This window comes from Hymenobacter nivis (genome assembly GCF_003149515.1).
GTDB classification, from domain to species: domain Bacteria; phylum Bacteroidota; class Bacteroidia; order Cytophagales; family Hymenobacteraceae; genus Hymenobacter; species Hymenobacter nivis.
On record NZ_CP029145.1, the window covers coordinates 3148084 to 3162663 of the forward strand.

Here is a 14580-nt window from a genome sequence, read left to right on the forward strand (position 1 = left end):
AAGCCCCCGGCAACTGTGTTGCCGGGGGCTTTTTGCTTAACGATGAGCCTCTTATTGGACTCGAACCAACGACCTGCTCATTACGAATGAGCTGCTCTACCAACTGAGCTAAAGAGGCATTTACCGGCGGCCAGTTACCGCTTGGGAGCGCAAAGATAAGGCGGTGACCGAAAAAACCAGGGTTTGGGGCCCACATTTTTTCGGGCCGGCGGGGCTCAGCGGCTGTGGCCGTACCAGGCATTGTAGCGGCGCACCACCTGCGGCAGGGCCCGGGGCGGATAGCGGCCGGCGCGCAGGTCGCCGGCCAGGGCGGGGCAATCGGCGAAGTACTCGGCGGCCCGGGGCCGGAAGTTCCACCAATAAGTACCTATAAACGAGCCGGTATCGGTACGCAGCAGCACATCGCGGAAGAATGAGTTGCCGCCCCGAATGGGCATGTAGCGCTCGTAGACCTGCACCCGCCCCGCCTGCAACACCCGCAACAGGGCCCCCACCCGCAGCCGCGAAATGGGAAACAGCGCAGCCCGCTGGCCCACCGCCAGCACCACGGGCACCGAGGCCAGCTCGGGGCCGCAGTTGCGGTAGCGCACCGTGTCGGGGCCCCGCACGTAGCCGTAGGCCACCACTTCGGCATCGGTCAGGCGCAGGGGCTTAGTGCTGGTGGCGTGCAGCGGAATAAATTTTACAAACTGCTGCTGCTCGAAGTCGCTGGTCAGGTGCACGGCCCCGCGCAGGCTGTCGCCGCTGGCCAGCACCACGTAGCCGGGGCACACGCGCTGGGCCCGCGCCGCGGCGGCCGGCAGCAGGCCGGCCAGCAATATGCTCCAAAGTAAGCGGCGCATAACCGAATATTTAAGCGGTGATTACGACTCTACCCGGGGGCGGACCCCGCGGGGGTTAAACCAAATATACCCCAACCTTCGTTATGCTACGGGCGGGCCCCAACGCCCCGTTTCCTACCTTCGCATATGTCCTTCTGGCTGATCCTGCTGCTCTCGTTTTTCTTCATCCGCTACATCCTGCCCAACCTGCTGCGGGCGGCTTTGGGCGGCTTCGTGCGCCAGCAGGTGCACAAGGCCCAGCAAGGCGGGGGGCCCTTCGGGCCGATGAATGGCGGGCCTTTTGGGCCCCAGGGCCCCCCGCGGCCCACTGGCCCGCCCCCGGCGCCCGGCCAGGTGCACGTCGATTACGTGCCGCCCACCGCCAGCACGCCCCGCAAAGGCTCCGACCGCATGGGCGAATACGTTGATTTTGAGGAGATAAAATAATAGACAGTGGTCTAAAGCGGGGTGGCCTGGCGACGGAAAAAGTCGCCGGACCACTCCGCTTTAGACCACCTCCTAAAGTTGATCATTAGATCTAAAGACCCAGCGGGGCGACCCATCCGTTAGGGTCGCTCCGCTGGGGCTTTATCGTTGTTTTACTGCCAATTACTACCAACTGGCCGCCCCTACGGAATTAAAAATTACCTTTTTGCGTAGGTTCTCCTCCTAATTAAAAGCCGTACCCGGCGCGGATGCCAGTGCCGGTGCGCTGGCCCGATTGCAAGCCGGTGTAGAAATCGACGCGCAGCGCCTTGAAGATGTGCTCGATGCCCGCGCCCAGCTCCACGTAGTGGCCGGCCTGGGCGGTGTGCAGGTAGTTAAGGGAGAACACTTCCTGCCATTTCAGCTGGCGCAGCAGCGGGACTTTGTTGAGGATGAAGCCGTTGAAGTGGTGGCTGTAGTGCGCCTCCTGGTAGGCGCTGCGGGTGCTGTACTGGTAGTAGTCGAGCAGCTGGAAGTCGGTGAAATTGCCCGTGAGCAGGGTGCGGTTGCCGGAGAAGTGGCGGAAATCGGCGAAAGTGAGACCTTCCTGCTTGCCCACGAAGCCGCCCACGTACACGCGGTAGCTGCTAGTGCCCAGCAGGCCTAGGTCGATGCGCTGGGCCACGCCGGCTTGCAGCAGCAGGTAGCGCACATCGGTGCCCAGCACGTGCGGCACGGCCAGGCGGCCCTGGGCGTTGAAGGTGGGCCACTTCGAGCCCAGGTTGAACTTGCCGTCGGGCCGGTTAATGTAGCGCTGACCGGGCTTGAAGTCCAGGCCCAGGCCCACAGTCAGGGCCTTACTCTGGCCGAAGCCAGTGCCACCGGAGGCCTCCTCGGCCACGGGCTGGTTGGGCGTAAAGGCGCGGCCCTTCACGTCGATGAGCAGCCGGTCGGTGGTGTTGAACAGCTCGCGGCGGTCGAAGTAGCTGGCCGAGGTGCGCACAGTCAGGCCGTTCACGGGCTCGGCCAGGAAGTCCAGGTCGAGGCCGTCGCGACGGTAGAGCTTGGCGTAGTTGCGGTTGGCCAGCAGCGTATACACGGAATTGATGCCCGGCGTGAGCTGCGAGTTACGGTCGAAGTTTTCGACCGTGCGCCCGGCCACCAGGCTGAGCTGGCGCAGCACCACCGGGTCGAACTGCCAGGTAAGGCCCACGCTGGGGTTGAGCTGCTGGTTGCTGAAGCCGTAGCGCAGCACCGGCGTCAGCGACACGAAGCGGCGGTCGTCGGTGCGGCGCACGTAGGCCACACGGGCGTTGGCCACCACGCCCTCCACGGTGTTGTACTGCAAGATGTTGGCCACCGGCTGCACCGTGAAGCTCGTCTTTCGGAAGGAGTTGCGGTAGGTGTAGCCGCCCACCGCCAGGTCAATAAGCTCGAACTTGTTGCGCTTGCGGTCCATCGAGTCCTGGTAGGGGCGCGAGCGGCGGATGACCTCGGTGCTGTCCTTGGTGCGGTAGTCCTTCTGCTCATCAGCCGAGAGCGGCACCGGCCGAATCTGGGCCCAGTAGGCCGTGTCGCGCTCGTTCACGCCTTTTTCCACCAGTTGCACCTCGCCGCGGGGCATGCGGGCCAGCGGGTCGGCGCGCAGCGAGTCGCGGCGGGCCTGCTTCACCTGGCGGCGCACCTGGGCCCCCAGGCCCCGCAGGTCGGGCTTGAGCTTGCGGATGTCGGCGGCGGTTTCGCGGGCGGCGGGGGCCCCGGGCGCGGGCGGTGCGGCCACCGGGGCCACGGGCGGCGCGGGGTAGGTGGGCACCACGGCGGCGTAGTTCGAGAGCACCGACGTGATGTAGGCCGAGCCCTTGAAGCCCAGGCCCGAGAGGTTGGCCCGCAGCTCCTGCGACTGCATCACCCACACGTTGGGGTTGCCGGGCGCAGGCGCGAAAATTTGCCCGATGTGCAGGCCGTCCACGTAGTCGAGCTGGGCCTCTTTGCCCAGGTTCAAATCAACAGAATGCAGCCGCCACGAGCCATCCACGATGTACACGAAGCCGCTGAAAACCGGGTCGGTGCGGCGGCGGGGCACGACGCGGATTTTGTGCACCAGGGCCCCGTCGGCCTGCCGGGTGCTGCCCACCAGCTCGTACTGGTAAAAGAGCATGGCGCTGGCCGAAATCGGCGACACGAAGCCGCGCTCCGAAAAGCCCGATTTTATCAGGTTATCGTAGAAGTTGAGGCCCCGGCCCGCGCTGGCCCTATTGAAGCTGATACCCCGCGAGTCGCCACTCACCCGGCTCGACAACATCCTTTCCTTGACGATGTTGGGCTGGGTGAAGGCGATGTCAGACAGGCTTTCGGAGAGGTAAAAGATGCCGGGCTTGATGTCGGGGCCCAGCTTGAAGAGGCCCATGATTTTGCCCGGCGTTTCAAGGATGCGGCCCAGGCTTTTGCTGTAGAGGCGGGCCCGGAAGGCGGCCACCTCGCGCCGGTGGTAGGGCCGCCACTGCTGCGCCTGCTGGATGATGGCGTAGGCGGGGTCGCGGTCGGAAGCGCGCACCGTGACCTCGCCCAGGCTGTAGGCCTCGGGGGCCAGCTGCACGTTCAGCACAACGGTAGAGTCGCCGCCGGGCACGCGCACCGGCTCGATGCGCGGCCGGAAGCCCACGTACTGGAACACCAGCTCGTAGCGCCCGGCGGGCAGGCGCAGGGCGTACTGGCCCTGGTCGTTGGCGCCGGTGCTGGTGGTGGCGCCCCGCACGGCTACGTTGGCGAAGGCCAGCCCGGCCCCATCGGCCCCGCTGATGACGCCCTTCACGGTGCCAGCCCGGGCCCCCAGGGCCCCCAGCAGCAACCACCCCCACCACCAACTGCACACAAGAACCAACCTCATAAACAAGCAAAAAACCGAGTGAGCGGAAACCGTCCCAAAGTACGTTGATTCGCTGCGGCGCCCAAGGGTTGCCGGGGCCCGGCAACCAATACCTTTGTCGTTCTCCTCCTTTTTATTTGCTGCTTTATGAAAATCCGCACCGGCTTCGGCTACGACGTTCACCAGTTGCACGAGGGGCTGCCCTTCTGGCTCGGCGGCATCCAGGTGCCCCACACCCACGGGGCCCTGGGCCACTCCGACGCCGACGTACTCATCCACGTCATTTGCGACGCCCTGCTGGGGGCCGCTAATTTGCGTGACATCGGCTTCCACTTCCCTGACACCGACCCGCAGTACAAAGGCGTCGACAGCAAGCGCTTGCTGAGCGAAGTACTGCGCTTGCTACGCGAAAAAGGCTACGAGGTGGGCAACATCGACTCGACGGTGTGCCTGGAGCAGCCCAAGGTGAACCCCCACATCCCGGAGATGCGCCGCGTGCTGGCCGCCGTCATGGGCATTGCCGAGGATGACGTGTCCATCAAAGCCACCACCACCGAAAAGCTCGGCTTCGTGGGCCGGCAGGAGGGCGTGGCCGCTTACGCCACGGTGCTGATTCACAAGTTTATCTAGCCCAATTTCTTTTGATAAAAACACGGTCATGCTTATCTGGCGTCCGCGCAGTCGAAGCATCTCTACCGCAGCAGTAATCCTGCTTAGTTAAGCAGTAGAGATACTTCGACTCCGCTCCGCTGCGCTCAGCATGACGGTCTATCCTTGACGTTCTATTCATAACGTTCAAAGAACTGCTCCTTGCCCCTCCCCAATGCTGAAAAAATTTCTGTTGCCGGCGCTGCTGGCCCTGGCGGCGGCCGCGCCGGCGGCGGCCCAGGGCAAAGTCAAAGTCAAAACCAAGCCGGGCATAATGCCCACCCTGGGGGCCCCGCCCGCCAACCTGGTGGATTGGAGCATGCGCTACGCCGACCTCGTGGCGGCCGACCGCCTGCGCACCCACCTGAGCGTGCTGGCCTCGGACGAGTACGAAGGCCGCGAAACCGGCCAGAAGGGCCAGCATATGGCCGCCACCTACGTGGCCGCGCAGTTCCAGGCCGCCGGCCTGGCCGGCCCAGGGCCCGACGCGGGGGCCCCCTACCTCCAGAAATTCCAGCTCGAAAGCACGGCCTGGGGCCCTGGGGCTACCCTGCAAGTGGGTAGCGCCCGCTACCAGTGGCCAAACGACTTCTACGGCCGAGGCACGGCGGGCTTCGACCAGGAAACGGCGGTGCAGCCAGTGTTCGTGGGCTTCGGCATCGAGCAGGCCGGCTACTCCGATTACGACGGGCTGGACGTGGCCGGCAAGGACGTGCTGATTTTGCAGGGCGAGCCCACCACCGCCAGCGGCAAGCCCCTACTCGCCCCGCCCGACGGCAGCGCTACCCGCTGGGGCCTCGACGAGCGCGCCAAGCTGGCCGTGGCCCTGAAGAAAGGTGTGCGCAGCATTTTCTTCGTCGATTTCCGGCCCAACGGCAACTTCGAGAAGACGGCCAGCCGCATCGCGCCGGCCCTGGCCCGGCCCAGCCTGGCGCTGGCCGGTGTGGGGCCCCAGCGCCCGCCGGTATTCTACCTGGCGCCAACCGTGGGCTATAAGCTACTGAACACCACCGCGGCGGCCGCGACCAAGTACCTGGCCCAAACCGCCGCCAAGGGCCAGCCGCTGGCCTCGCCCTTTAAAGCAGGGGCCCTAAAAATCAGGTCCCCCAAAACGCGCACGCCCATTGGCACCGAAAATGCGCTGGGCTTTGTGGAAGGCACAGATAAGAGAGACGAAATTCTGGTCGTGTCGGCCCACCACGACCACCTGGGCATCGTCGACGGCAAGGTGTTCAACGGGGCCGACGACGACGGCTCGGGCACGGCGGCCCTCCTCAACCTGGCCGAGGCCTTTGCCCAGGCCAGAAAGGACGGGTACGGGCCCCGGCGCAGCATCTTGTTCCTGAGCGTGACGGGCGAGGAAGAAGGTTTGTTCGGCTCGGAATACTATGCGGCGCACCCGGTGTTTCCGCTCGCCAGCACCGTGGCCGACCTCAATGTGGACATGATTGGCCGCACCGATCCCGCCCACGAAGGCAAGCCCGATTACGTGTACGTCATCGGCTCCGACAAGCTGGCCTCGCAGCTGAAAGTGGTACTGGAAGCCGAGAACCAGCAGTACACGCATCTCAACCTCGACTACCAGTACGACGACCCGGCCGACCCCAACCGCTTCTACTACCGCTCCGACCACTACAACTTCGCGGCGCGCGGCGTGCCGGTGGCATTTTTCTTCAACGGTATGCACGCTGATTACCACCAGGAAACGGACGAAATTGACAAGATTCAGTTCGACAAGCTGGAAGCCCGCGCCCGGCTCGTGTTCCACACCGCCTGGGCCCTGGCCAACCGCGACGTGCGTATTTTGGTCGACTCAAACAAGCCGTAACTTCTTTTCTCATTTTCCCAAATCCATGCGCAACACGCTCGTTCTGACGCTGGCCGGGGCCCTCCTGGGCACGGCCGCGCTGGCCCAACAGGGCCCCCACGCCAAGGTAAAAACCAAGGCCAAGCCCGGGCGCACCGCGGCGGCTCCCGCCCCTGCGGCTGCCCCGGCTCCGCCCACCGACTGGTCGGTGCCCTACGCCGCCAGCATCACCCCCGACGGCCTGCGCAAAGACTTGAGCGTGCTGGCTTCGGACGAATACGAGGGCCGCGAAACCGGCACCAAGGGCCAGCGCATGGCTGCCGACTACATCAGTAAGCGCTTCGCGGCGCTGGGCTTGACGGGCCCCGTGAAGGGCTCAGACAACCCGTACATCCAGCACTTCCAGATGGACCGGGTGAGCACGGACGCCGCCACGTCGGTGAAAATCGGGAGCAAAACGTTCGTGTTCAATAAAGACTTTTACGCCCTGGTCGACGGTACGTTTGCTGCCCCTACGGAGGTGCAGCCCGTCTTCATTGGCTACGGCATCGGCACCGATGCTTACTCTGATGTTGCCAACGCGGGCGACCTGAAGGGGAAGGACTTGGTGATGTTGATGGGCGAGCCAAAGGGCAAGGATGGCAAGCCACTACTGCCCGCCAACGGCCCCGACGGCAAGCCGCGCCCGGCCTACGGCGAGCCCACTATTCAGTCGTTGATGGCGCGCTCCGGGGCCCTACGCCCACTGATGGCACGCTCCACGTTCTACGTGGTGCCCACCGACGCCGCGTTTGCCCAAATCCCGGCCAATTTCAAAGCCGTTCTGGGCCGCGAGCAGCTGGCGTTTGCTGATACTCCGCCACGCCGGGGCCAGAACCTGTTCATCGTATCGCCCGAAATGGGCGCGGCCCTGCTCGGCACCAAGGCGTCGGGGCTAGCCAAGTACGAGAAAGCCGTGGCCCAGGCCGGCAAGCCGGTGGCCTCGCCCTTCAAGCCCGCCACCGCCACTGTGCAAGCGGTGCAGAAGAAGGAGCCCTTCACGACCGAAAACGTGCTGGGCTACCTCGAAGGCACCGACAAAAAGGACGAGCTACTGGTGATGTCGGCCCACTATGACCACTTGGGCGTGAAGGACGGCAAGGTGTTCAACGGGGCCGACGACGATGGCTCGGGCACGGTATCGGTGCTGGCGTTTGCCGATGCGTTTGTGCAGGCCAAGAAGGACGGGCACGGGCCCCGGCGCAGCATTCTGTTCCTGGCCAACACGGGCGAGGAAGAGGGCCTGCTCGGCTCGCAGTACTATACCGACCACCCCGTATTCCCGCTCGAAAGCACGGTGGCCGATGTGAACATCGACATGGTGGGCCGCGTGGACCCCGAGCACGAGGGCAAGGGCGACTACGTGTACGTGGTAGGGGCCGACAAGCTGTCGTCGGAGCTGAACGCGGTGAGCGAGGCCACGAACCAGAAGTACAACCCCATCGCGCTGGATTACAAGTACAACGACCCCAACGACCCTGAGCACATCTACTACCGCTCGGACCACTACAACTTCGCCAAGCACAAAATCCCGGTGGCTTTCTACACTAGTGGCCTGCACGCCGACTACCACAAGGAAACCGATGAGGTGGACAAAATTGCCTTCCCGGCGATGGCCCGGCGCGACCAGCTCATCTTCCACACCGCCTGGGAGCTGGCCAACCGCGACAACCGGCCGGTGGTGGATTCCAACAAACCGTAGCCCGTTTTGAAGTAGCTTTATGCAGGGCGCGGCCATCCCGCGCCCTGCTTTTTTTGCTCCGCCCGCGCCATGATTAAGTCCCAACAATTCCAGATCGACGCCGAAACCAAGGCCTTCGACCGCGAGCACCGCCGTAAAATCCGGTTCAACATCGGCAAGTATGACGCGGCCGTGGCCCTGGGCATGAACTACTTCCAAAACCACGAGCTGGCCCGCGACCGGGGGGCCTACCTCAAGGCGCAGGTGCTGGAGAAGCTCGACGAATACCTGCTGCAATTTGAGGCGGCCTTCACGGCGCGCGGGGGCCGGGTGGTCTGGGCCCGCGACGCGGCCGAGGCCCTGGCCGAAATCGGCCGGCTGGCCGACGCGCGCGGGGCCCGCACCGTGGTGAAGGCCAAGAGCATGACCACGGAAGAAATCCACGTCAACCAGTACCTGGCGGGCAAGGGCATCGAGTCGGTGGAAACGGACCTGGGCGAGTACATTGTGCAGCTAAACGGCGAGCGGCCCTACCACATCGTAACGCCCGCCATGCACTTGAGCAAGGCCGACATTAACGACATTTTCGTGAAGCACCTGGGCACCGAAAGCACCGACGATGCCCAGCAGCTCGTGCTTACGGCCCGCCACCTGCTGCGCGACAAGTACACGGCGGCCGAAATTGGCATTACCGGGGGCAACTTCCTGGTGGCCAAGGAGGGCGGCGTGGCCGTGACCGAGAACGAAGGCAACGCCCGCCTCTCGGCCACCTTCCCGCAGCTGCACATTGCGGTGGTGGGCATCGAAAAAGTCATCCCGCAGTTGACGGACCTCGACCTGTTTTGGCCGCTGCTGAGCACCAGCGGCACCGGCCAGCAGGTGACGGTGTACAACACCGTGTACTTCGGGCCCCGGCAGCCCGGCGAGCCCGATGGCCCGGAGGAGATGGTCGTGATACTGCTCGACAACGGACGCACCAACCTGCTGGCCCAGCCCGACAAGCGGGCTGCGCTGCGCTGCATCCGCTGCGGAGCCTGCCTGAACGTGTGCCCGGTGTACAAGAACATTGGCGGCCACACCTACGAAACCACCTACTCGGGGCCCATCGGCTCGGTCATCAGCCCGCACCTGAGTGGCCTGCCCGAGCACATGCACCTGAGCTACGCCAGCAGCCTGTGCGGAGCCTGCACCAGCGTGTGCCCAGTGCGCATTCCACTGCACAACCTGCTGCTGCTCAACCGCCAACAGGCCGTACGCGAGGGCCACGCCCCCGCTGCCGAGCGCGCCGCCATCGGTATGTGGCGCTGGAGTATGCAGCACCGCTGGGCCCTGAACGTGCTGCCCGGGGCCCTAAAAGACTGGAGCCTGGGCCGCCTGCTCGACCAAGTGGGCTGGAGCAAGCGCCGGGCCGCGCTGGCCGCCGCACCCCAGTCGTTCGGCGAATTGTGGAAGGCCCGCGCCGCCAACTAGCCCGGGGCCCCAGCCGGCGTTTTGCCCGGCACGTGCGTTAGATGCGGTTATGAATTTAGAATCTTTGCTGACCCCGGCCCTGCGGCTGCTCGCGGCTGCGGGCGGCGTGGTGCTGGTAGTTTCTACCCTGTCGGCCGCCGTTCGGTCGTTCGTGTTGCCCCGCAACGAGTCGGTGCGGCTCAACAACTACATTTTTTCCAGCATCCGCCTGCTGTTCGACGCGGCGGCCAGCCGGGCCAACAACTACGCCCGGCGCGACCAGATAATGGCGCACTACGCGCCGGTGGCGCTGGTGACGCTGCCCATTGCGTGGCTGTCGCTGGTTAGCCTGGGCTATACCGCCATCTACTGGGCCCTGGGCATCGATTCGTGGTTGAAGGCCTACGAGCTGAGCGGCAGCTCACTACTCACGCTGGGCACCACCAGCGAGAACGGCCTGCTCATCAACGCTTTCAACTACTCCGAGGCCACCATTGGGCTGCTGTTGCTCACGCTGCTGCTCTCGTACCTGCCCACGCTGTACCAGGCGTTTTCGCGGCGCGAGGTGACGGTGGCCCGCCTGGAGCTGCGGGCCGGCACGCCCGCCACGTCCACCCACCTCATCGAGTGGCTGAATTCTAGCGGCTCGCTCACCGACGACGACGCGCAGTGGGCCGATTGGGAGCAGTGGTTCGTGGAGATTGAGGAGAGCCACACCTCGTTGCCCATCCTGAGCTTCTTCCGCTCGCCGCAGCCGGGCCGCTCCTGGGTGATGGCCGCTGGCCTGGTGCTGGACACGGCCAACCTCCTCTTCTCGGCCCTCGACGCCCCGCGCACCCGCCAAATGGAGCTGACTTTTACGGCTGGCTGCTTGTCTATCAACCGCGTGTACCGGTTTTTCGACACCAAGGCCAGCATCGAACCCGCTGCCGAGCTGCTCGACCCCATGCCCAGCACCGCGCCCGAACACCCCGAATTCGACCAGGCCCTCGACGACCTGGCCGCCCTGGGCCTGCCCGTGTGCGCCGACCGCGCCGCCGCCTGGACGCACTTCCAGGAGCGGCGCACGCGCTATGCCGCGGCCCTGAAATACCTAGCCAAGCTCACCATGTCGCCCGAAACCCGGGCCCTGTAGGGCCCCGGCGGGCGGGTTATTCGTTGTCGTCGGGCAGGATATTTACGTCCTGCACAAGCACCATTTTCTCAATTTCGCGGCCGCGCTTGGTGTTGGCTAAGCCCCCGAGAGCAGTTTCCTTGTAACGGGTTTCCATGCTCTGGCCCACCTCGCCGAGGGCCGCCACGCACTGGTCCACGGGAATCACCGGGTCAATGCCGGCAATGGCAATCTGGGCCGACGAGAAGGCGATGGCCGCCGCCGAGGCGTTGCGCACCACGCAGGGCACTTCCACCAGGCCCGCCACCGGGTCGCAGACCAGCCCCAGCATGCACTGGATGGTGACGGCCACCGCCGCAAACACCTGTTCCACAGGCCCCCCGAGGCAATACACAATGGCCCCGCTGCCCATGGCCGCCGCCGAGCCGGTTTCGGCCTGGCAGCCGCCCACAGCCCCAGCCAGCGAGGCATTTTGCTCGATGATGAGGGCAATGCCGGCCGCCACCAGCAGTCCTTCCAGGATTTGGCGGTCGGAGAGCTTGTGGATGTCCTGGATGGTGACGAGCACGCCCGGCAAAATGCCCGACGCCCCCGCCGTGGGCGCGGCCACCACGCGGCCCATGCACGAGTTCACCTCTTTAGCCCCCAGGGCCCTGGTGATGAGCTGCTTGAACTCGGGCGAGAGCACCGTAACGGGCGAAGCGGCAATCTTCTTCGCCCCGTTGTTAATCATGCCCGAGCGCGAGGTCATGTCGCCGGTCAGGCCCTCGTGCACGGCGTCGCGCATCACGTCGTAGGCCCGCTGCAAGCCCGCCCAGATTTCGTCCTCCGTGCGGCCCTTCTGCTCAATTTCGTAGTCGAGCACGGGCTGGTGCAGGGGCGCGCCGGTGGCGGCACAGTGCGCTTGCCAGGAAGCAAAATCGTTGAACAAGAGCGACATGGCGGGCGGGAGAGGAAAGGGAGTAGAATACGCAAACGCAAAGCCCCGGCCAAAGGTGGCTCCGGCCGGGGCATAAAACTACGGGGCGGGGCCCTGGCAACGACCTAAGCGGCCGAGGGCAACGGTGCGTTTTCCGTCACGAGCTTGACGCTGGCCGAGTTAATGCACAGGCGCAGGCCGCTGGGCGCGGGCCCGTCGGGGAACACGTGGCCCTGGTGGGCATCGCACACGTTGCAGAGCACTTCCACGCGCACCATACCGTAGCTGCTGTCCTTGTGGTAGCGAATGGCATCTTCCTCAACGGGTTGGGTGAAGCTCGGCCAGCCCGTACCGCTCTCGAACTTCGTGCGCGAATCGTAGAGCGGGGTGCCGCAGCACACGCAGGCGTAGAGGCCGGCCTCGTGGGCCTCGCAGTATTCGCCGGTGAAGGCGCGCTCGGTGCCGTGCTCGCGCGTGACGTGGTACTGCTCGGGGGTGAGCTGGGCACGCCACTCGGCGGCGGTTTTCTCCACGCGGCGGGGCGAGGGCACGGGATGGTTGGCGAGGCGGATGACGTCGTTCCAGGTTTGCATACGGGTTGGTTTTGGCGTTGAAACAAAAAGAGGGACTACGTGCAAAACGCAATTTTTTGCCGGGAAGTTTACTCCCGCTCTTCTTGGGGCCCTACAGCCACTTACGGAGCAGCGCCAATCCCGCTGGCCATTCGCTGTGGCCGCTATCGGCGTTGACGTGGCCCGCCGGGCCCAGGGCCACCAGTGCACTTCCCCAAGCCGTGGCAAAGTGCTGGGCCCGGGCCGCCGTCATCCAGTCGTCGTTGCTGCTGGCTACCACCGTGCTCGCAAATGGCAGCCGCTGCGAGGGCATGGGCACAAAGCCCGTGGTCGGGAACGCAGCGAAGTGGGCGGCTTCGACGTCGCTGGGGGCCACCAGCAGGGCCCCGCGGATGGCTTGCCCATGCTGCGCCGCCCAGTGCGCCACCGTGGCGCAGCCCAGGCTGTGGGCCACCAGCACCACGCGGCTCAGGTCTTCGCCGGCCAGGGCTTGCGCCACGGTGCTTACCCATTCGGCGCGGTCCGGGGCGTTCCAGTCGCGCTGCTCAATGCGGGTAAATTCGGGGTGGAGGCGCTCGAAGTAAGTTTGCCAATGGCGGGGCCCCGAACTGCCGAGGCCGGGCAGCAGGAAGACGCGGGCGGGTTGTTGCATTGCCAAAAGTAGCCTCGGCAATTTTTGGTGCGTTAATAGTCCCATGAAAATCCTCACCGCCGCCCAAACTCACCAGCTCGACCAAGCCACGATGCAGGCGCAGAACATTACGTCCACCGAGCTAATGGAGCGCGCCGCCGGGGCCCTGGCCGAGTGGTTTTATGGCGAATTTCACTCTAACGAGGCCGGCGAAATCCTGGTGCTATGCGGCCCTGGCAACAATGGCGGCGACGGCCTGGCCCTGGCCCGCCTGCTGCACGCGGCGGGCTACGCCGTGCGCGTGGCCCTGCTGCCCACCGAAAAGCAATCGGCCGACTGGCAGCACAACCGCCAGCACCTGCCCGCCGCCGTGCCGGTGGCCGAGCTGGCCGCCGGTGCCCTACCGGCCATCGCGCCCGGGGCCCTGGTTATTGATGCGCTGTTTGGCACCGGCCTGGCGCGCCCGCTGGCCGGGCTAGCAGCAGCTGTGGTGGCGCACCTCAACCAGGCCAGGGCCCATGTGGTGGCCGTGGACCTGCCCAGCGGCCTACTAGCCGACGGGCCCCAGCCCGACCCCGGGGCTCCGGTGGTACGGGCCAGCTATACGCTCGGCTTCGGGCTGCCCAAGCTGGCGTTTTTGCTGCCGCAGAACGCTGATTATGTGGGCGAGTGGCACGTGCTGGACATTGGCCTAGACCAGGATTTCATCGACCAGGCCGCGACGCCCTGGCACTTCACGCAGCTGGCCGATGCCAACGTGGCCCTGCCGCGCCGCGGCCGGTTTGGCTACAAAAACACCTTCGGCCATGCGCTGCTGCTGGCCGGCAGCCGGGGCAAAATGGGCGCGGCGGTGCTGAGCGCGGGCGCTTGCCTGCGCGGCGGCGTGGGCCTGCTCACGGCGCACATCCCCGGCGTGGGCTACGACGTTTTCCAGACTACCCGCCCCGAAGCCATGTGCCTGACCGACGCGCAAGCCGATTTCGTCAGCGAGCTGCCCGACCTGGGGCCCTACCAGGCCGTGGGCATCGGCCCCGGGCTGGGGCAGGCCGATGCCACCCGCGCCGTATTGGAGGAGCTGCTGCGGACGGCCAAGGTGCCGCTCGTCATCGATGCCGACGCGCTGAACCTGCTGGGTGCGCACCGCGAGCTGCTGGAATTACTACCCGAAAACACCGTGCTCACGCCCCACATCGGCGAGTTCACGCGCCTCACCGAAAAGGCCCACGACGACTACCACCGCCTCGATTTGCTGCGCGCCTTCATCCAAAAACACCGCTGCGTAGTGGTACTAAAGGGCGCCTACACCGCCGTGGGGGCCCCCGATGGCCAGGTGTACTTCAACAGCACCGGCAACCCCGGCATGGGCACCGGCGGCAGCGGCGACGTGCTAACGGGCCTCGTACTGGCCCTGCGCGCCGACCAGCGCCTGGGGCCCCTGCACGCCACCCGCCTCGCCGTGCTGGCCCACGGCCACGCCGGCGACCTGGCCGCCGCCGAAACCGGCGAGGCCGGCCTCATCGCCGGCGACCTGGTGGCGCACATCGGGCCGGCCTTGCAGGCGCTGACAGTTTAGCCCGGGGCCCCTGCCCGAGTTATCAGTTGCTAGC

12 protein-coding genes and 1 tRNA gene are annotated in these 14580 nt (G+C 65.5%); 7 read left to right on the forward strand and 6 right to left on the reverse strand.

Annotated features, from left to right (window positions below; all coding sequences use genetic code 11):
- Window positions 1-45: 45 nt before the first annotated feature.
- Window positions 46-118: transfer RNA gene (locus DDQ68_RS13930), tRNA-Thr, on the reverse strand.
- A gap of 97 nt (window positions 119-215) precedes the next feature.
- A complete protein-coding gene (locus DDQ68_RS13935) occupies window positions 216-842 on the reverse strand; it encodes a hypothetical protein (protein WP_162550108.1) in 627 nt (208 codons plus the stop codon).
- 126 nt (window positions 843-968) lie between these two features.
- On the opposite strand from DDQ68_RS13935, the gene DDQ68_RS13940 reads away from it, so the two are divergent.
- Entirely contained in the window at window positions 969-1268 is a 300-nt protein-coding gene (locus DDQ68_RS13940) for a hypothetical protein (protein WP_109656846.1), read from the forward strand.
- 226 nt (window positions 1269-1494) lie between these two features.
- Here the strand turns inward: DDQ68_RS13940 and DDQ68_RS13945 are convergent, their stop codons facing one another.
- The gene (locus tag DDQ68_RS13945; RefSeq protein ID WP_109656847.1) at window positions 1495-4134 is read right to left on the reverse strand and encodes a DUF5686 and carboxypeptidase regulatory-like domain-containing protein; all 2640 of its coding nucleotides are present in this window, start codon (window positions 4132-4134) and stop codon (window positions 1495-1497) included.
- Window positions 4135-4260: 126 nt separating this feature from the next.
- Between DDQ68_RS13945 and ispF the strand changes: the two genes are divergently transcribed.
- The 5 genes from ispF to DDQ68_RS13970 all read left to right on the forward strand — a co-directional run bounded on the left by ispF (window position 4261) and on the right by DDQ68_RS13970 (window position 10872).
- Window positions 4261-4743, forward strand: coding sequence for a 2-C-methyl-D-erythritol 2,4-cyclodiphosphate synthase (ispF, locus tag DDQ68_RS13950; protein ID WP_109656848.1), 483 nt, complete (start codon window positions 4261-4263; stop codon window positions 4741-4743).
- A 193-nt stretch (window positions 4744-4936) separates the two neighbouring features.
- Window positions 4937-6589 carry a M28 family peptidase gene (locus DDQ68_RS13955; RefSeq protein WP_109656849.1) on the forward strand — a complete coding sequence of 551 codons (1653 nt, stop codon included), beginning with the start codon at window positions 4937-4939 and terminating at the stop codon, window positions 6587-6589.
- Window positions 6590-6614: 25 nt separating this feature from the next.
- Window positions 6615-8309, forward strand: coding sequence for a M28 family peptidase (locus tag DDQ68_RS13960; RefSeq protein WP_245897047.1), 1695 nt, complete (start codon window positions 6615-6617; stop codon window positions 8307-8309).
- Window positions 8310-8378: 69 nt separating this feature from the next.
- Window positions 8379-9758, forward strand: a complete 1380-nt coding sequence (locus tag DDQ68_RS13965; protein WP_109656850.1) for a lactate utilization protein B — start codon at window positions 8379-8381, stop codon at window positions 9756-9758.
- Window positions 9759-9807: 49 nt separating this feature from the next.
- Window positions 9808-10872, forward strand: coding sequence for a hypothetical protein (locus tag DDQ68_RS13970; protein WP_162550109.1), 1065 nt, complete (start codon window positions 9808-9810; stop codon window positions 10870-10872).
- Window positions 10873-10888: 16 nt separating this feature from the next.
- On the opposite strand, the gene sdaAA is transcribed toward DDQ68_RS13970, so the two are convergent.
- From sdaAA to DDQ68_RS13985, 3 genes are all read right to left on the reverse strand, one after another.
- Complete coding sequence (gene sdaAA, locus DDQ68_RS13975; protein WP_109656852.1) at window positions 10889-11791, reverse strand: L-serine ammonia-lyase, iron-sulfur-dependent, subunit alpha; 903 nt, start codon at window positions 11789-11791, stop codon at window positions 10889-10891.
- A gap of 104 nt (window positions 11792-11895) precedes the next feature.
- On the reverse strand, window positions 11896-12363 hold the full coding sequence (gene msrB / locus DDQ68_RS13980; protein ID WP_109656853.1) for a peptide-methionine (R)-S-oxide reductase MsrB: 468 nt from the start codon (window positions 12361-12363) through the stop codon (window positions 11896-11898).
- A 91-nt stretch (window positions 12364-12454) separates the two neighbouring features.
- Window positions 12455-12994 (reverse strand): RBBP9/YdeN family alpha/beta hydrolase, encoded by a 540-nt coding sequence (locus tag DDQ68_RS13985; RefSeq protein ID WP_109656854.1) that lies wholly within the window; start codon window positions 12992-12994, stop codon window positions 12455-12457.
- A gap of 43 nt (window positions 12995-13037) precedes the next feature.
- Between DDQ68_RS13985 and DDQ68_RS13990 the strand changes: the two genes are divergently transcribed.
- Window positions 13038-14546, forward strand: a complete 1509-nt coding sequence (locus DDQ68_RS13990) for an NAD(P)H-hydrate dehydratase (protein WP_109656855.1) — start codon at window positions 13038-13040, stop codon at window positions 14544-14546.
- The last annotated feature ends 34 nt before the right edge of the window (window positions 14547-14580 follow it).